Raw genomic sequence first — 17,829 nt, forward strand, 5'->3', positions numbered from 1 at the left:
TCACGGCAAACTGGTCAACAGGGACTCTGCAGTTCAGCCGAAAAACACCTAGTCTTTTCGATCTAGCAGCACGCCCTCACCAGCGCAGGAGAGCCGATCCCCAGGTAAAGCCGCCGCCCATGGCTTCAAGAAGGATGATGTCCCCTTCCTTCACCCGGCCGTCGCGCACTGCCGTGTCCAGCGCGAGCGGAATCGAGGCAGCCGACGTGTTGCCGTGGAGCTGAACCGTGGTGACCACCTTCTCCGGTGCAATGCCGAGCTTCTTGGCACTGGCGTCGATGATCCGCTTGTTGGCCTGGTGGGGGATGAACCAGGTCAGGTCGTCCGAGGACAGGCCGGTCGCCTTGTAAGCATCCTCGATCACGTCGGTGATCATGCCGACGGCATGTTTGAACACCTCACGGCCTTCCATGCGCAGGTGGCCCGTCGTCTGGGTGGCCGATGGGCCGCCGTCAACGTAGAGCTTTTCCTTGTGCTGCCCGTCCGAGCGCAGGTGCGACGTCAGGATACCCCGGTCGGCGATGGTTCCCTCGCCTTCCCGAGCTTCGAGAACCACAGCCCCCGCGCCATCGCCGAAGAGGACGCAAGTGGTGCGATCTTCCCAATTGAGAATGCGGGAGAATGTTTCTGCACCAATTACGAGCGCCCGCTTTGCCATGCCGGTGCGCAGATATGCGTCGGCGGTGGCCAGCGCATAGACGAAACCGGAGCAAACCGCTTGGACATCAAAGGCAAAGCCATGATGGATGCCAAGACGATGCTGCACGGTGACGGCACTGGCGGGAAAAGTATTATCGGGCGTGGCAGTCGCCAGAATAATGAGATCAATGTCCTGTGCATCGACGCCTGCGCTCTCCAGCGCAGCCGTGGCCGCATTGAACGCCAGATCCGAGGTTACCTCGCCTTCGGCGGCAATGTGGCGCTGCTTGATTCCTGTCCGCTGGACGATCCACTCGTCCGAGGTATCGACCGTCTTTGCCAGGTCGTCATTGGTCAAACACTTGGCTGGCAGGTAGCTGCCGGTTCCAAGAACGGTCGAACGGATCACGCTCACAAATCACCTTCCGGGGTAGTCGCGGCGTCGGCGAAGCGGCCGCGATGATAATGCACAAGGTCCTGAGCGATCTTGTCGGTCAGGCCATTTCGAACCATGTCATAAGCCAGATCAATGGCTGCTGCATAGCCTTCCGCGTCTGTTCCACCGTGGCTTTTGATCACAATGCCATTGAGCCCGAGAAACACGCCACCATTGACCTTGCGTGGATCCATCTTCTCACGCAGCCGGTCAAAGGCGCTCTTGGCGAAGATGTAACCGATCTTGGACATGAATGTGCGGCCCATGGCAGAGCGCAAGTAACCACCAATCTGCTTGGCGGTGCCTTCTGCGGTTTTCAGCGCGATGTTTCCGGCAAAGCCCTCGGTCACGACCACATCCACGGTGCCCTGACCGATGTCGTTGCCTTCAACAAACCCGGCGTAGGACAGCGAGCGCAGCGGCGTTTCGCGCAAGAGGCGCCCGGCAGTACGGACCTCTTCCAGGCCCTTCACCTCTTCAACGCCGATGTTCAAAAGACCGACGGAGGGTTTTTCAACGCTGAACAGCGCGCGCGCCATGGCTCCGCCCAGAATCGCAAAGTCGATCAACTGCTGGGCATCCGCGCCGATGGTCGCGCCGACATCCAGCACGACGGACTCGCCCCGGGCGGTCGGCCAGATCGCAGCGATGGCCGGACGCTCAATGTTGGCCATCGTGCGCAGGCAGAACTTTGACATGGCCATCAGGGCGCCAGTGTTACCGGCAGAGACAGCAACAGCCGACTCGCCTGTTTTCACAGCCTCAATCGCCCGCCACATGCTGGAACGCCAACGCCCCTGGCGCAGCGCCTGGCTCGGCTTGGCATCCATGGCCACCGACACGTCGCAGTGCTGGAATGTAGAAGCATCGCGCACGCGCGGATACTTTTCCAGAAGCGGAAGGACCACTTTCTCGTTGCCATACAGCAGGAAACGGATATCCGGATGACGGACAAGCGCGATCTCGGCGCCCGGAATCACGACTTCCGCGCCGTTGTCACCGCCCATTACATCGAGGGAAATTGGAATGGTTTTCGCCATAGCCGGTCTTTTGAAGTGCTTTCCTTGGTCGGCCAGACTGCGACTATCTTGGCACAGGACCTGAGCTCCACCGCATCTTTCGGAGCCCCTAAACGTTGGAGAACATAACGCTTTCCAGCAGTGAAACAACCACTTTCAAGCCGTCATCCTGAGGTTTTAGGCCTCAGGTTCGTCCTTCAGCTTTGCCAGAGCCGCGAATGGAGATGGCGCCGGTTCATCCTCTTCCGGCTCATCCGTCTCGATGGCTTCGAACTCGGCACCGGGCTTGCGCGGAAATGCATCGACATTCAACGCCAGCTGCTCGCAGACCACAGCTCCCAGATCAAGCACCCCATCGACCATCACATCTGGCGGATCCAGGGTCTCCAGCTCGATTTCGATCTCCCCTTCTTCGTTCAGATCGCGGGGGCGTCTTGGGCGGCTGGACACCGGCTCAAAGGTCCGGTCGATTTCGTCGAAGAGCTCCTCAATGAAAGGCTCGAGCGTCACAACGCAGGTGCGCTGCAAGCTGCCCTTCAACGTTCCGGTGACGCGCACCCCGGCCTTGCGCCATGGCTTGAGGCGAAGGTCTGCCGTCAATGTTTCAATGCCGTCGAGCTCATAGGCCTTTGCGATCCTCAGACGCTCCGCCTCGTTGGGCTCGAGCACTACCTGGCGCTCCTCATTGCCCAGACGGTCGCACGCGATCTTGTGCGAATAGGGGTAGGTCTCAGTTGCCATTTTCTTTTTCCTTGTCGGCAAACGGGGCCGGATCCGGGAACGTCAGGCCGCCGGAGATGATGGCCTCCGGCGTCTGGTCTTTCAGGTTTGCCGCAGCCGCGATCAGATAGCTTGCCAGCGCCTTTTCAGAGCCCTTGCTGTCCGTATCGGGATAGATGTTGCGCGTCAAAGCCTCGGCCAGACCATCGACATCACCCTCTTCGATGGCAGGCATATAGGCATCAGCACGGCCATAAAAAGCCTCTCCCAGCGCCTTGATCTTTTTTGGCACACGCACATCGGACACGCCCATCTCGCGCAAGCTTGCGTCCATGTCGTTGAAGAATATGTCGAAGACCCTTTGCGCGAAGTCCGAAATTTCCTTGCTTTCGCCGCGCAACCGGCCGAACAAAAGCACCGCATGGACAACGATCATGTCGAAACGTCCATCGACCGTGTCGGGAACGGCCATACGCTCATAGAAGGGAAGTTGCCGCGCTTGAGCCACGATCTGTGAATAGACCTTGAGCTCTGCGTCGTGCTTTTTGCGGCGGAAGAGGCCGAAGAGCATGGTGATCTCCATGATAACTGGTGTTGCCATGTGCCCTATCCCACGATAGGGACTTTGCCAAGAAACGATTGTTGACACCGGCCGTAGTGACGGCCCTACAGGAAGACCCGCATGAATATCAAGGCGCATGCCGTTCTCATCCCGCTTCTTGTCGCCCTGCCGCTCGGCGGATGCTTCACGCAGACCTACACCCATGGCCACGTCATATCCAACGACATGCTGTCCCAGGTCCAGGTTGGCTCCTCCAAGGAACAGGTGGAGATCGTTCTCGGCTCGCCCTCGACGACATCGAGCCTCAGCGGCGACGCCTATTACTATATTTCGCAGGTCACCGAGACGACGGCCTTTCTTGCGCCAGACATCGTCGAGCAGCGCGTGGTCGCGGTTTATTTCGATGAAGACGGTTATGTGCGCGATCTGGCCAACTACGGCCTGCAGGATGGCAAGGTCATCGACTTCATCTCGCGCAAGACACGCACAGGCGGATCGGACTATGGCTTCCTGACCCAGATCCTGCGCGGTGCTGCCAGCCCGGGTATTGGCCTTTAAGGCAAACACATCTTCGAATGCGAAAGCCCCGGCAGACCTGCCGGGGCTTTCTTTTTTGGAGTGATGACGGCGATCAGTGTGCCAGAACCGCCAGCAGCAAGAGCGCAACGATGTTGGTGATCTTGATCATCGGGTTCACTGCCGGCCCTGCAGTGTCCTTGTAGGGATCGCCAACCGTATCGCCCGTAACAGACGCCTTGTGCGCCTCCGAGCCTTTCTGGTGGGTGACGCCGTCCTTGTCGGTAAAACCATCCTCAAAGGACTTCTTGGCGTTGTCCCAGGCCCCGCCGCCAGCCGTCATGGAGATGGCGACGAAAAGGCCCGTGACGATCACTCCGAGCAGCATCGCACCGACCGCCGCGAAGGCCTCGGACGGCGTTGCAACGGCACGCACAACAAAGAAGACGAACAGGGGCGAGAGAACCGGCAGCAGCGAGGGAATGATCATTTCCTTGATCGCCGCCTTGGTCAGCATGTCTACGGCGCGGCCGTAGTCAGGCTTTTCCGTGCCCTGCATGATGCCCGGCTTTTCCTTGAACTGGCGACGCACCTCCTCGACCACTGCGCCAGCTGCCCGGCCGACTGCTGTCATGGAGATGCCGCCAAACAGATAGGGCAGCAGACCGCCAAACAGCAGACCGGCAACCACATAGGGGTTCGACAGGGTGAAGAGCGTGTCGACGTTGATGCCTTCGAAAATCGACCCCGGCTTTGCCGTGGAGGCAAAGAAGCGCAGATCTTCTGTATAGGCGGCAAAGAGCACCAGCGCACCAAGGCCCGCAGACCCGATGGCATAGCCCTTGGTGACGGCCTTGGTGGTGTTGCCAACCGCATCGAGCGCATCCGTCGTGGAACGCACTTCGGCTGGCAGGTCCGCCATTTCCGCAATCCCGCCGGCATTGTCCGTAACCGGACCGAAGGCATCAAGCGCGACCACCATTCCCGCCAGGGCCAACATGGTCGTCACCGCAATGGCGATGCCGAACAGCCCGGCCAGAGCATAGGCCACCAGGATGCCTGCGATGATGATCAGTGCCGGCAATGCGGTCGCTTCCAGCGACACGGCCAGTCCCTGGATCACGTTGGTGCCGTGACCGGTGACGGAGGCCTGGGCGATGGACCGCACGGGGCGATATTCCGTACCCGTGTAATATTCCGTCACCCAGATGATCAGTCCGGTCACCAGAAGGCCGACAATGCCACAATAGAAAAGATCCATCGCGGTGAAGCTGACGCCTCTTGCCGTCGTGTAGACCGTGCCTGCACCGAGCCAGCTCAACGTGACAATCAAGAGCGCGACGGCAGACAGCACCGCAGTGGCGATGAAGCCCTTGTAGAGCGCTCCCATGATCGAGTTATTGCTGCCGAGCTTGACGAAGAAGGTGCCGATGATCGAGGTCACGACACAGGCCGCGCCAATCACCATGGGCAGGAGCATCAGCTGTTCAGCGACGGGCCCGGTGAAGAAGATCGACGCCAGAACCATGGTCGCGACCAGGGTCACGGCGTAGGTCTCGAACAGATCCGCCGCCATGCCGGCACAATCTCCCACGTTGTCACCGACGTTGTCGGCGATGGTGGCCGGGTTGCGCGGATCGTCTTCGGGAATGCCAGCCTCGACCTTGCCGACGAGATCGCCGCCGACATCCGCACCCTTGGTGAAAATGCCGCCGCCCAGTCGGGCGAAGATAGAGATGAGTGAGGCGCCGAAGCCAAGCGCAACGAGGGCGTCAATGACAACCCGGTCCGTGGCTGCATAGCCCATGGGTCCGGTGAGAAGGGCGTAATAGACCGCAACGCCCAGAAGCGCGAGACCGGCCACAAGAAGCCCGGTGACGGCACCCGACTTGAAGGCAATCTCGAGACCAGCAGCCAGCGACTGACTGGCGGCCTGGGCCGTGCGCACATTGGCACGCACCGAAACCATCATGCCGATGAAACCGGCCAGGCCCGAGAGAACCGCTCCGATCAGAAAGCCGATGGCGGCCGTGCCGGACAGCAACAGCCAGGCCAAAACAAAAACGACCGCCCCGACGATGGCGATCGTTGTGTACTGGCGTGTCAGATAGGCCTGAGCCCCTTCCTGAATTGCGCCGGCTATTTCGCGCATGCGCTCCGATCCGGCATCGGCAGCCATGACCGACTGGATGGCCCAGCCCCCGTAAGCAATGGACAAGAGCCCACAGACAATGATGACGACTAACTCGCTCATAATTCCTCCCAGAAATGTCGCGAGCCCGATGTCTGCTGGTTTGTTCTTGTCTTTCGATCCGGCTCGCCCTTGACCGAACCGGCAAGACCGGTCCGTCAACACGGGAACTACGATAGCAGCAATAATCCAAGTGCCGTCAAGTTACTCGTTGAATTAACTTAAAACTGACCCTTGGTCATTTTGAGACGCGACGCAGCAATTTACTGAAGCGCACTGCAGCATTCACTTTTCTTTTCTTGCGCCGCAACAAGCATTTGACCATCAGGCGGCGTTGTTCCGCCGTTCATGGGTCAAAAGCCAGCCAAGCAAAACCAGACAGAGCAAAACGAAGGGAAACACCAACCAGTTGACCGTCGACCAGCCGAAGACATCCAGCAGCTGGCCGGAGGAGAAGGAGGCAAAGGCGACAAAGCCGAAGACCAGGAAGTCATTTGTGGCCTGCACCATATTGCGCTCCTCGGGCTGATAGGTATCGGTCAGCATAGCCGTCGCGCCGATGAAGCCGAAGTTCCATCCGAGGCCGAGCAGAATCAGCGCACTCCAGAAATGCGCCAGCTCGATGCCCATCAGCGCCACGATGGCGCAGGCGGCCAGCATGGCGAGACCTATGGCAACGATGCGCTCCTTGCCGAAGCGGGCGATCAGGCTGCCTGTGAAGAAGCTCGGGCCGAACATGGCCAGAACGTGCCACTGGATGCCAAGCGCTGCGTCGGTCTCCGACAGACCGCAGGCAATCATCGCCAGCGGTGTTGCGGTCATCACCAGGCTCATCAGCGCGTAGGATGTGACGCCGCAGGCAGCGGACACGATGAAGCGCGGCTGCGCCATGATCTGGCCGAGCGGCCGACCGCCGCGCGGCGTGCCCTTGACGTGTACGGGCTTCGGGATCTTCAGGAAGGAAACCAGAACGAGCGAAATCAGAGCGAGGCCGGACTGGGCCACATAAGTGCCGGCAAAGAGGATCGGATCAAAGGCGTCCTTGGTCCAGATCACGGTCTGGGGCCCGACAATGCCGGCCAAGACGCCGCCGGCCATGACCCAGGAAATCGCCTTGGGCTTGAAGGCTTCGCTGGCGGTGTCGGCGGCGGCAAAACGGTATTGCTGGGCAAAGGCATTGGCAAAGCCGGTCAGGCCTGCCCCCAGCGAAAACAGCAGAAAATCCTCGATGAAGATGGCAAAGGCAGCCAGAAGACCGGCGACGCAGGCCATCAGGCAGGCGCCCATGAACCCCGCCCGGCGCCCGAAGCGGCGCATGATCATGCCCGCCGGCAAGGTGCCCAGCGCCGTGCCCAGCACCATTACGGACACCGGTACGGTCGCCAGCGACTTGTTCTCCTCCAGCAGCATGTAGCCGATCAGGGATCCGGTGATGATGACGATCGACGCGGAGGCCGCGCCCACGGCCTGGGCCATGGCAAGCAACAGCGCATTGCGCCGGGCCAGGCGGTCATCGACAGCGGCGGAAGCAGAAACAGACATGAGAAATCCGGAGTTCACACGGCCCGGGGACCCGGACCGATTCATAGGACGCACGATAGCGCCCCTCTCCTTACACCAGCTTTGCCCCTGAGGCAGCAATTGATTGGCGGGAGGGGGAAACGGGAGCGAGGCCGAACTGGATGGGCGGTTTGGGCCGAAGGCAGACTGGCTGGTCTGGATGCCGTGAACAAAGAATGTGGACATTCTTGTGCAGCGGACATGTAGTCACTTCCGGCCCGAAGCCACCATCAACCGGCCGTCCTGATTCTGCAGCGTGGACAGTCGAAGGAGACATTCGTTGCGATTGCGAAGTCCAATGCCGTAAGACGGCGGCAATGCTGTAGTTGAATTCATTTCCAAACTGTCTATTGCTGAGAGCTCAGCCTTGGCTTCTGCCAAAGCAGCGTCGGTTTCCAGACGGATAAGACTGCCTTGACAGACAATCCGCAAATGCCAATCGCTGAGATGTCGAGGGCAAGTCGGCCTGTTTGCAACATGGTCCGTAAAGCTCCACTTCCACACTCTATATTTGCTCTAATAAATCCTCGCAAAATCATGAATTTCAGGAAATTTATCACTGTCAAAGGAGAATTGCGTGGACAATTCTTGTACTTGGCCCGTAGTGATTAAGCATAATATCTACCAACTCGCTTTTAAATTTTCTCGCCAATTCCGTCATCTTTTCAAACTCAGGGGTCTGCATTCCCTCATCGCCATCAAGATTTAGCTTGGACCGAAAGTTGGAATCGTCAAGACTACTTAAGAACTGGCCATACAACAATTTAGCGGAAGAAAATTCGTCGGATAGAATGCCCTCAAGGCGGCCGATACCCTGTTGGGAAAAAAGTTCGACGAGTCGCTCTCTTTTTTCGTTCGGAGGCAAATCAGAAGCTTCCGCAACCGCGACCATACCCGCAAAGCAAAGAAGCATTCTCGACATGCGCAACTTCGCCAAGCGCAGTGCACGCGGCTTCTTCCCTCCCGACGTTTTGTGCTCAAAATCTATGCAAATTGTACGCCAGTAACGAATAATATCGTTGAGCAAGTACAACGCCAACTTGTCCTGATCTAAGCTATCCGCAACATATTGAGAAATCAGCTTAACACGTAGCTCTTCAAAAGCCTTCTGGTTGAAAATCCATTCACCCTCAAGGAGAAACAGCATTCGCCTTGTTAGCGTTTTATTCGTGTCGTTATCGCCACCGATGGGGCTAAGCAGCTTATCTGCGTTTAAGGCCCCCTCAAAAACGCCACCACTCGCTGGCATCTTAAGACCTTTTCCTTCTAATACGCTGCGAAACTCACTTTCCTCAGCAGATAAGTCCACTTCCTGTGTACTTTCGGGGACAGTAGACAGAAAAAAGTGATCAATATCAGAGCCGCTAGTGTATTCGCGCCGCGCAACACTTCCGTTCACACCGATGATAACGTCTTGCCGCTCCCCAAATATATCAAGAGCGGCATTGCGCATTACTTCCAGTTGAACTTCCGCGAAGTCGGCGCACTTCTCAAAAATGTTCGGTTTCATAACTTCGCATAAGATTCCCAATTACACTCCTCCCAGGAGCTCACCAAGAGAAACTGTCCAACTTTTCTTTTTGTGTTTGTAGCGTAAGGTCATATCGGCCAATGAGGTCAAATCCACAGTTTCATCGACATAATATCGGCGTCTGCGTGCTTGGACTTCAGCATTGAGCCACTTGGTTGGAAGTCTAGTTCGCAAGCTTCCGGTATCATGAGCGGCAAGGCTGATTAGACGAAAAAGCTCGGGGTGCTTCTTTCGAAGCTGGCGCTCATCCATATAGAAGTCTAAAGTATCCATTTTGGCAAGGTTTGTTCGCGTCCAAGCTTGAGCAACAGTGTCCATTACTAATCCTGTTGGTGAGTTGATAAGCAAGGCATACACGTTATGCTTCAGCTTCCAGAACTCATCGAAGTCAGCTTTTGGTAGCTTGGATTGTCCGGATTGAGCCCACCTTTCAACAACCGACAAGGCAGTGCCAAATGCAGGTCGGCGACCAACAATAGCGCGACAGCGCGTAATCCCCTCTAGAGTATCCAGGTTTATTTTCCCAGAGAAAAGGTAGCCGTAAGATCCATCGTGCTTGCCATCGATCAAGTTAATAATTTCCTCAGGATCAAGCCTGTGGGACTTGAGGATCTCCCAAATTTCTTTCCCGAGTATACTATCACCTACAACAATACTTTTTGTTGCTCGGTGATGATCGATACCAAGTGCATCTTCGAAAACAGGCTCAAGTGTGTGCGAAAGAGGCCCATGACCAATATCATGTAGTAAGCTTGCACTGAGAAGCTTCAACCGGTCCACTTGTGGAATTTCGGCACTCAGCGCAAACTTCTGAGCAAGTAGCGCAACACCAACAGAATGTTCTAGCCTATTATGTTTGCGGCGATGAGGCTCTTTCCCATTACCTCTTCGGAGATGATCAATCGCGCCCAGAAATCCAATATTTCCAAGCCGCTGCATTGATTTAGTAGATAGGAGTTCGTTTGCTAGCGGATCAAGCAATTGATGTTGATCGTCAGACCTGAGGGTGTAACTAGGGATTTCATCATCCAACAGTTCGCACTGAACCGCTCCTGAACGAAACACATCGGCATCGCGGTCACAGCGTCTTTGTGGACAATCGAACAAGTCTGATCCTCTAAAGTGGTTGTGTCGGGGATACCCGATTCAGTTTATCACAAGCGTAGTTTGCAATTGCTGTATCGGCTAGAGTCTGGCCGCATCCGTCTTATCAACACAATAATCGTTGTGCGATATGAGTTGGGCCAATTCGCTTCAGGACTCGGCGATTTGCCCGCGATTGGAAGCGATTGTCTTGACCCGAGAGCTACGCGTACACTTTTCCTCGCTCTAGTCAACCTACCTACCAACTCCGTTTGCCTCCTTCACACAATCGCTCGGTGTGAAAATTTGCGCCGGTGATGACGGTTCCCTGCCGATGGATTTCTGCCTACGCAAAAGGAGAGCGCAGAAAGCTGCGGCCCTAGCTGTAACATGGCTATACCACGCCAACCTTGATTACTGTGTTTGGGTTACCTCCAGATCTTCTCAGCAGTTAACTGGGACGTCAGCTCAGGGCCGAGATCGCTGACGCAATCAGGGCCGACGAATGTCAGCAAAACGCAATCGGTGTCTGCTAACCGCCAGTCCCCTCCCGCCCCCCTTTTGGTCATTCATTCCAACCGCAGCAAACGTCCGCTTCCCGCCCTCTATTGACCTTTGCACGTCGCGCGACCAACGGCAGCTTTGGAGGTTGGGCAGAAATCCGGTGAACGTCCGTCTTGGGGCCGCACGACAGTCTTCGATTGGACAGACAGTGAAGGTGCCTCAGTGGCAAGCCGAGCAGAGGCCCGGGCCAGCTGGACGAGCTGTTTGCCCCCGCAGCCCCTCCCCTCCGCCGTCATCCGCGAGGGCCCCATTGGCACCCGACCCGTTGGTTCAGGGGCACGGCGGTTGCTGAAGGGCATCGGCGCGTTCGCCACTTTCTCCCGGGTTGCGAGGTGGATTGGATCCCCGCACCAGACGGGGATGACGGCCTGTGTGTGGGGGGAGAAACTCCGGTGCCTTGTTACTGTGCCCGCGTCCTTCACGCACGCGTCGTTCCAGGCGACAGACACGCCGCGAAACGCGGGTCCGGCATAACGAAGCATGGGTGGAAACGCTGCATGGACCCTCGTGACAAGCCCGAGAATGACTGGCGATGGCCGGGATCTCCGTGCGCGTCACGATGAGGGCTGCGGACGGGCAGCTGGACCACGTCGCTTAAAAGTGCCGAAATCCGGGAAACCGGTCGAGCGGGAGCGGACCGTCAGGGCCTTGAAGATGCACTTCTCCGCTGCCGGATCCAACCTTGCCGATGCGCGTCACCGGACAGCCGGCAGCTGCGGCATCTGCCTCGAAGGCGCTGGCCCTGTCTTCCGGCACGGCAGTCAGGATTTCATAGTCATCGCCGCCGTTGAGGCAGGCGTGAAACATCTGTTCGTCCGCCCTCGCAATGGCCGCCAACGCCGCAGACAGGGGCACGGCCGCCATGTCCAGAACAAGATCGACGCCGGACGCCCGGGCAAGATGCGCCGCATCTGCCAGCAGACCATCGGAAATATCCATGGCAGCACTGGCGCTTGCCCGAACGGCGCCTGTGAGCTTCACCCTTGGCTGGGGCAGCAGGTAGCGGTCGAGGATATGACGGTGATCGCTATCGGCAAGGCCCAAACGGTGCGCAAAGCCCGGATCAAGCCGCGCCTTCAGACCGGCGGCAGCATCGCCTATGGTTCCCGAGACGTAGACACGATCGCCCGCCTCAGCACCGTTGCGGCGGACGGCCGAGCCGACGGGCGTTTCGCCAATGGCCGTCACTGAAATCTGCAGGCCGTCTCCGGTGCGGATGGTATCTCCGCCCAAAAGGACCACGTTGAAAGCCGATTGATCACCGGACAGCCCGCAGCAGAAACGCTCCAGCCAGTCTTCCTGCCAGTCGTCGGGCAATCCAAGGCCGAGCAGATAGGCCGTCGGGACGGCGCCCTTGGCGGCCAGATCCGACAGGTTGACCCTGAGCGCCTTGGCGGCGATGGCCTCGGGTGGATCGTCTGCAAAGAAATGAACGTTGGCGGCCAGCAAGTCCTTGGTCAGGACCAGCTCGTGACACTCTTGGGGCGTATAGACCGCGGCATCGTCGGTGAGGCCGAGGCTGCCCGGATCGCTGGCCAGCGGCGCCAGATGGCGCTTGATCAGCTCAAACTCGCCGGACCGTCGATCGGCACCGGGTTGCTCTGGTCCCGCCTCGTTCGGCCGGTCACCGGCCATGGTCACGCCTCGCCGGTGCCAGCCTCGCCCGGCTGCTCGCCCGACTGCTCGTCTGACTGCACATCTGGCGCCACGAACTCGCTGTTGCGCAAGTCGTGGGCAAGCCGGTCCAGAACGCCATTTACGAGACCCGGCTCATCTTCCTGAAAGAACGCCTTGGCGACATCGATGTATTCGGAAATGATCACCCGAGCCGGCACATCCTTGCGCCGTAGCAGCTCAAATCCGCCGGAGCGCAGGATGGCGCGCAACAGGCTGTCGATGCGCTTCAGCGGCCAGCCTTCGCTCAAGGCCGTGTGAATGAAGGGATCGAGGAACTTCTGATCCGACACGACACCCTTGACGATGTCCTTGAACCACTGTTCGTCCGCATCGCGGTATTGCTCGCCGTCCAGCTCCTTGCCGAGACGGAACGCAGTGAATTCGCTCACCACGTCGGAGAGCGGCGCACCGCCCACATCCATCTGATAGAGGGCCTGCACAGCCGCAAGACGGGCAACGCCGCGCTTGTTCGCCGGGCGTGGGCCGTCGTCTTTCGGTTTTGAGTCCGTATGGGGCTTCGATTGCTCGACCTTGTCGGTCATATTGTTAAACTCCGAGCCGTTCGCGCAGGGCGATCATGGCCAAGGCTGCTTCAGCCGCCGCGCCGCCCTTGTTCTTTTCACTGACCTTTGCCCGTGCCCAGGCCTGGGCATCGTTTTCGACAGTCAGGATGCCGTTGCCGATCGCCAGATCCGCATCGACCATCAGATCCATGATGACCCGAGCCGATTCATTGGCAACAATATCATAGTGAGAGGTCTCCCCGCGGATCACTGCGCCCAAAAGCACAAATCCATCATAGAGCTCACCATCGTTTTCCATGGCAGTCATGGCCATCGAAAGGGCTGCCGGAATTTCCAGAACTCCAGGCACCGGGATGCGCTCGTAGGTTCCCCCTGCTGCCTCGATCGCCTGGATCGCGCCTTCGGCGAGGGCGTCTGCAAGATCGTCATAGAAACGGGCTTCGATGATCAGGATCTTCGGTGCTGAGGCCATGGGTCCATTCGTCTTTCTTGAGGGTCGCGACAGGAACCATGCCCGTGCGAATTTGTCCACCCCGTTCCCTGCCCCGGCGGGCTATCGCTGGGGAGAAAAACAAGGTCTGGTAAACGCGAGCCGCTCTGGCCGGCTGCGCCAGTCGCTGCCTTCAGTTACGCCTCGCGCGTGAATTCCGCAAGACGTGCTGCATAACGGGCCATCATGTCGACTTCAAGATTCACCAGATCCCCCTCCTGCCGCTCCCCCCATGTGGTGACGGCGAGCGTGTGCGGGATCAGGAAAACGGAGAACAGCAGCCCTTCGGCCTCATTGACGGTCAGGGAGGTCCCGTCGAGACAGACCGAGCCTTTTCTGGCGATGAAAGGTGCGGCATCCCGGGAGGCTTCAAACTGGAAGTATACGCTGTCTTCGTGATCGGTCCGCTTGGTGATCCTCGCAGTGCCGTCAACATGGCCGAGTACCAGATGACCGCCCAGTTCCGTGCCCATGGCGAGGGAACGTTCCAGATTCAACTTCTGACCGACGGCCCATTGGCTTGCTGTTGTCAGGGCAAGGGTCTCTGCCGCTGATTCGACCTCGAACCAGTTGCTCCCGTCCGTGCCGTGGCCCTTGGCCGTTACCGTGTGACAAGGACCGCCACAGGCAATGGATGCGCCCAGGTCGATGCCATCTGGATCATAAACAGTCTGGATGCGGGTTCTGATCCCTGCCGGAATCTTCTCGACTGACAGGATCTCGCCAAGGTCGGTGACAATACCGGTGAACATGTCAGGCCCCACTTCCAGTTTCAGCTTCGATTTCAAGTTCAGGCACGTTTGCGCAAATAGAGATAGGTATCACCATTCAAACGGCCGCTGTCGATGCGTTGATATCTGGTATCGGACAGCACCGCTTCAAGGTCAAGACCGTGCAGGGCCGGTATGCCGCCCGCGCCGACCTCAACCGCTCCGGTCACCACACACATGTCATCAACACATTCTGCGCTCAGGAAGGCGCTGGCGATGCGCGAGCCACCCTCGATCATCAACCGCGTGACGCCGCGCGTTCCAAGTGCGCGCAGGGCTACAGACGGTGTGATGCGGCCATCTTCCAAGGGAACACGCACGATCAGCACGCCCTCATTTGCCAAGGCCTTGATCCGCTCGGGATCGGCGTCGTTGCCTGCAATCAGCCAGACCGGTACATCAGCAGCTGTCTGAACCAGTTTTGAGTTCACAGGCAGCTTCGCTGCAGCGTCCAGAACCACCCGAACCGGTGACTGGTCTGCCATGCCTGGCAGGCGGCAAGTCAGCTGCGGGTCATCAGCCAGGGCGGTGCCGATGCCCACGAGTATCGCGTCGTGCGAGGCGCGAAACCCATGAACGTGCCGCATGGACAAGGGGCATGAAATCCTGATCTGACCGGCGCCGGGACGGCCTATGAACCCATCCTGCGAGACCGCCAGTTTCAAGAACACATGCGGGCGCTGTTCCGTGATCCGCAAGGAAAAGCCATTGTGAAGGTCTTCACAGGCCTTCGACTCGACGCTAACGAGCACCTCGACACCAGCTTCTTGCAACATGGTGATGCCCCTGCCCGCGACCCGCGGATTGGGATCGCGCATTCCAATCACCACACGGGCGATGCCAGCCTTGATCAAGGCACTGGAACAGGGCGGCGTGCGACCGAAATGGGAACAGGGTTCGAGCGTTACATAGCAGGTCGCGCCGCGCGCGCGCTCGCCAGCCTGGCGCAGGGCATTCACTTCCGCATGTGCACTCCCCGGCCGGGAGGTAACACCACGGCCGACAAGCACATCGTCGCCGTTGTCATCCTGAGCGACAATGATCGCGCCCACGGACGGATTGGGCCAGACGCGCCCAAGGCCACGGCGCGCGAGACGCACCGCCGCCAGCATGAAACGGCTATCCTGTTCGGCAATGGTCGTCATGAGTTGCGTGTCACCCTCTGGCTGGACGATTGAGGCATGAGCGCACCTTGCGGGCGCCCCTCCTACAGATCGACCAGAGGCTGGCCATCCGGTCCACTCAATTCATCGAGAAGTGCCTCAAAATCCTTGGCTTCCCGGAAATTCTTGTAGACCGATGCAAAGCGTACATAAGCCACATCATCGATGCCCTTCAGGCCTTCCATGACATGATTTCCAATACTCTCGGCAGTGACATCGCTTTCACCGGAACTTTCCAGCTGACGGACGATACCACTGACCATCCGCTCGATCCGCTCGGGCTCGACAGGCCTCTTGCGCACGGCGATAGAGACCGAGCGCATGAGCTTTTCACGATCAAACGGCACGCGACGTCCCGACCGCTTCAGCACCATGAGCTCGCGCAGCTGCACGCGCTCGAAGGTGGTGAAGCGTCCGGCACAGGTGTTGCAAACCCTGCGCCGGCGAATGGCCGTGTTGTCCTCGGTCGGACGGGAGTCCTTGACCTGGGTTTCATCACCGCCGCAATAGGGACACCGCATGCTGTTCTCCGTTAGGCGGCCAAATCAGGCCGGGTAGATCGGGAAGCGAGCCGTCAGGGCCTCGACCTTCGCCTTCACCGCAGCTTCGACAGCAGCATTGCCATCTTCGCTGTTTGCAGCTTTCAGGCCATCGAGAACTTCCGTAATCAACAGACCGACTTCGCGGAACTCGGCAATGCCGAAGCCGCGGGTCGTTGCTGCTGGTGTTCCAAGACGGATGCCCGAGGTGATCATAGGCTTCTGCGGATCGTTCGGGACACCGTTCTTGTTACAGGTGATGGCTGCCCGGCCAAGGCTGTTTTCAGTGTCGCGACCGGTCAGCATCTTGGGACGCAGATCAACCAGCATCAAATGGGTGTCTGTACCGCCGGATACAATCTCGACGCCACCTTCACGCAGGGTTTCGGCCAGCACCTGGGCATTGGCACGCACGGATTTGACGTAGTCCTTGAAGCCTGGTGCCAGCGCCTCGCCGAAGGCCACGGCCTTTGCAGCGACGACATGCATGAGCGGGCCACCCTGCAAGCCTGGGAAAACCGCAGAGTTGATCTTCTTGGCGATCGCCTCGTCATTGGTCAGAACCATGCCGCCGCGCGGACCGCGCAGCGTCTTGTGGGTGGTCGTGGTCGCAACATCTGCGTGAGGGAACGGGCTCGGATGTTCTCCTGCGGCCACAAGACCGGCAAAATGCGCCATGTCGACCATCAGGAACGCACCGACTTCGTCCGCAACTTCGCGAAACTTGGCGAAATCGATCTGACGGGAATAGGCAGAGCCACCGGCAATGATCAGCTTCGGCTTGTGCTCACGCGCCAGCTCGGCCATCGCGTCATAATCGATCAGGCCCGTGTCGAGATCCAGACCGTACTGGATTGCGTTGAACCATTTGCCGGACATGTTCGGACGAGCACCATGGGTCAGGTGACCACCTGCATCCAGGCTCATGCCCAGAATGGTATCGCCAGGCTTGATCAGCGCCAGAAAGACAGACTGGTTTGCCTGACTGCCCGAGCTCGGCTGAACGTTTGCGAAATCGCATCCAAACAGCTTTTTGGCACGGTCAATGGCCAGATCCTCGGCGATGTCGACGAACTCGCAGCCGCCGTAGTAGCGCTTTCCCGGATAGCCTTCGGCGTATTTGTTGGTAAGAACCGAGCCTTGCGCGTCCAGAACAGCCCGCGACACAATGTTTTCAGATGCAATGAGCTCGATCTCATGCTGCTGACGACCGAGTTCCTTTTCAATCGAACCGAACAGCTCGGGATCGCTCTCGGCAAGCGGGCGCGTGAAGAAATCGGAGAAAGAAGACTGGCTGGTCGCGGAATCTGTCAAAGACATCGCACCTTCCTTTTCAGCTGGAGCTCGACAAGTGGGGCACTATGCCCTGCAGCGCGACATCGGCATCACCTGCCTGCCGCATTCTGTTGGCGTCGGAACTACCATAGAGACGGCAGCGATCCAAGAGCCACGCCGACGCAGGCCCTCATAAAACCGACACCCTTCCGGCGAAACACATTTGGGGATCTTACCCGCGTCAGACGATGCGACCACGCGCCGACGATGGCGCAGCTGGCGGCGCTTCACGCTCTATCCTGCGCAACAGTTTGCGAACAGCGAGATTCTTGAGATCGGCCGACGCGGCCTTGGACGGGCCGATGACCACCACTTCGATGCCCGTCGACGCATCAATCGCCGTCACCTTGACCTGTTGGCCGACGGGATGAAACTCGATGTATATTTCGCCTGGAACGGGACCTTGGCGGCTCATGGATGCAGACTCATTCCGCGGTGAGATAGCTCGGAACCATGACAAAGACATGCCCGGCCGGACTTGGCAAGCCCTGCCCCAAGTCCTGCCCCAAG

At 58.6% G+C, this 17,829-nt stretch carries 17 protein-coding genes; 1 reads left to right on the forward strand and 16 read right to left on the reverse strand.

The annotated features are described in order from the left end of the window. Nucleotides 1-76: 76 nt before the first annotated feature. The 4 genes from ABJZ52_RS21755 to ABJZ52_RS21770 all read right to left on the reverse strand — a co-directional run bounded on the left by ABJZ52_RS21755 (nt 77) and on the right by ABJZ52_RS21770 (nt 3,415). On the reverse strand, nt 77-1,054 hold the full coding sequence (locus ABJZ52_RS21755; protein ID WP_348186929.1) for a beta-ketoacyl-ACP synthase III: 978 nt from the start codon (nt 1,052-1,054) through the stop codon (nt 77-79). Beyond that, the gene (plsX, locus tag ABJZ52_RS21760) at nt 1,051-2,115 is read right to left on the reverse strand and encodes a phosphate acyltransferase PlsX (RefSeq protein ID WP_348186931.1); all 1,065 of its coding nucleotides are present in this window, start codon (nt 2,113-2,115) and stop codon (nt 1,051-1,053) included. The genes ABJZ52_RS21755 and plsX overlap by 4 nt, the downstream gene beginning before the upstream one ends. A 156-nt stretch (nt 2,116-2,271) precedes the next feature. Beyond that, the gene (locus ABJZ52_RS21765; RefSeq protein WP_348186933.1) at nt 2,272-2,835 is read right to left on the reverse strand and encodes a YceD family protein; all 564 of its coding nucleotides are present in this window, start codon (nt 2,833-2,835) and stop codon (nt 2,272-2,274) included. Next, nucleotides 2,825-3,415, reverse strand: a complete 591-nt coding sequence (locus tag ABJZ52_RS21770) for a ubiquinol-cytochrome C chaperone family protein (protein WP_348186935.1) — start codon at nt 3,413-3,415, stop codon at nt 2,825-2,827. The genes ABJZ52_RS21765 and ABJZ52_RS21770 overlap by 11 nt, the downstream gene beginning before the upstream one ends. 81 nt (nt 3,416-3,496) lie before the next feature. Here ABJZ52_RS21770 and ABJZ52_RS21775 point away from each other — a divergent pair, with 81 nt between their 5' ends. Continuing rightward, on the forward strand, nt 3,497-3,934 hold the full coding sequence (locus tag ABJZ52_RS21775) for an outer membrane protein assembly factor BamE (protein WP_153769559.1): 438 nt from the start codon (nt 3,497-3,499) through the stop codon (nt 3,932-3,934). A gap of 73 nt (nt 3,935-4,007) precedes the next feature. Here the strand turns inward: ABJZ52_RS21775 and ABJZ52_RS21780 are convergent, their stop codons facing one another. The 12 genes from ABJZ52_RS21780 to ABJZ52_RS21835 all read right to left on the reverse strand — a co-directional run bounded on the left by ABJZ52_RS21780 (nt 4,008) and on the right by ABJZ52_RS21835 (nt 17,734). Then, the gene (locus ABJZ52_RS21780; protein WP_348186937.1) at nt 4,008-6,146 is read right to left on the reverse strand and encodes a sodium-translocating pyrophosphatase; all 2,139 of its coding nucleotides are present in this window, start codon (nt 6,144-6,146) and stop codon (nt 4,008-4,010) included. Nucleotides 6,147-6,407: 261 nt separating this feature from the next. After that, nucleotides 6,408-7,625, reverse strand: coding sequence for an MFS transporter (locus ABJZ52_RS21785; RefSeq protein ID WP_348186939.1), 1,218 nt, complete (start codon nt 7,623-7,625; stop codon nt 6,408-6,410). Nucleotides 7,626-8,205: 580 nt separating this feature from the next. Continuing rightward, a complete protein-coding gene (locus tag ABJZ52_RS21790) occupies nt 8,206-9,153 on the reverse strand; it encodes a hypothetical protein (protein ID WP_348186941.1) in 948 nt (315 codons plus the stop codon). 21 nt (nt 9,154-9,174) lie between these two features. Beyond that, a complete protein-coding gene (locus tag ABJZ52_RS21795; protein WP_348186943.1) occupies nt 9,175-10,281 on the reverse strand; it encodes an HD domain-containing protein in 1,107 nt (368 codons plus the stop codon). A 1,134-nt stretch (nt 10,282-11,415) separates the two neighbouring features. Further along, nucleotides 11,416-12,456 carry a thiamine-phosphate kinase gene (thiL, locus tag ABJZ52_RS21800; RefSeq protein ID WP_348186945.1) on the reverse strand — a complete coding sequence of 347 codons (1,041 nt, stop codon included), beginning with the start codon at nt 12,454-12,456 and terminating at the stop codon, nt 11,416-11,418. A gap of 2 nt (nt 12,457-12,458) precedes the next feature. Next, on the reverse strand, nt 12,459-13,040 hold the full coding sequence (gene nusB, locus ABJZ52_RS21805) for a transcription antitermination factor NusB (protein ID WP_348186947.1): 582 nt from the start codon (nt 13,038-13,040) through the stop codon (nt 12,459-12,461). A gap of 4 nt (nt 13,041-13,044) precedes the next feature. Next, nucleotides 13,045-13,494 (reverse strand): 6,7-dimethyl-8-ribityllumazine synthase, encoded by a 450-nt coding sequence (gene ribH / locus ABJZ52_RS21810; RefSeq protein WP_348186949.1) that lies wholly within the window; start codon nt 13,492-13,494, stop codon nt 13,045-13,047. A 155-nt stretch (nt 13,495-13,649) separates the two neighbouring features. Then, the gene (locus ABJZ52_RS21815; RefSeq protein WP_348186951.1) at nt 13,650-14,264 is read right to left on the reverse strand and encodes a riboflavin synthase; all 615 of its coding nucleotides are present in this window, start codon (nt 14,262-14,264) and stop codon (nt 13,650-13,652) included. A gap of 38 nt (nt 14,265-14,302) precedes the next feature. After that, nucleotides 14,303-15,427 (reverse strand): bifunctional diaminohydroxyphosphoribosylaminopyrimidine deaminase/5-amino-6-(5-phosphoribosylamino)uracil reductase RibD, encoded by a 1,125-nt coding sequence (gene ribD, locus ABJZ52_RS21820; RefSeq protein WP_348186953.1) that lies wholly within the window; start codon nt 15,425-15,427, stop codon nt 14,303-14,305. Between the two features lie 62 nt (nt 15,428-15,489). Continuing rightward, nucleotides 15,490-15,966, reverse strand: a complete 477-nt coding sequence (gene nrdR / locus ABJZ52_RS21825) for a transcriptional regulator NrdR (RefSeq protein ID WP_348186955.1) — start codon at nt 15,964-15,966, stop codon at nt 15,490-15,492. Nucleotides 15,967-15,990: 24 nt separating this feature from the next. Then, the gene (gene glyA / locus ABJZ52_RS21830) at nt 15,991-17,304 is read right to left on the reverse strand and encodes a serine hydroxymethyltransferase (RefSeq protein ID WP_348186957.1); all 1,314 of its coding nucleotides are present in this window, start codon (nt 17,302-17,304) and stop codon (nt 15,991-15,993) included. Nucleotides 17,305-17,500: 196 nt separating this feature from the next. Beyond that, nucleotides 17,501-17,734 carry a serine hydroxymethyltransferase gene (locus ABJZ52_RS21835; RefSeq protein ID WP_348186959.1) on the reverse strand — a complete coding sequence of 78 codons (234 nt, stop codon included), beginning with the start codon at nt 17,732-17,734 and terminating at the stop codon, nt 17,501-17,503. Nucleotides 17,735-17,829 lie beyond the last annotated feature (95 nt).

It is taken from the genome of Roseibium sp., assembly GCF_039982295.1.
In the GTDB taxonomy this organism is placed as follows: domain Bacteria; phylum Pseudomonadota; class Alphaproteobacteria; order Rhizobiales; family Stappiaceae; genus Roseibium.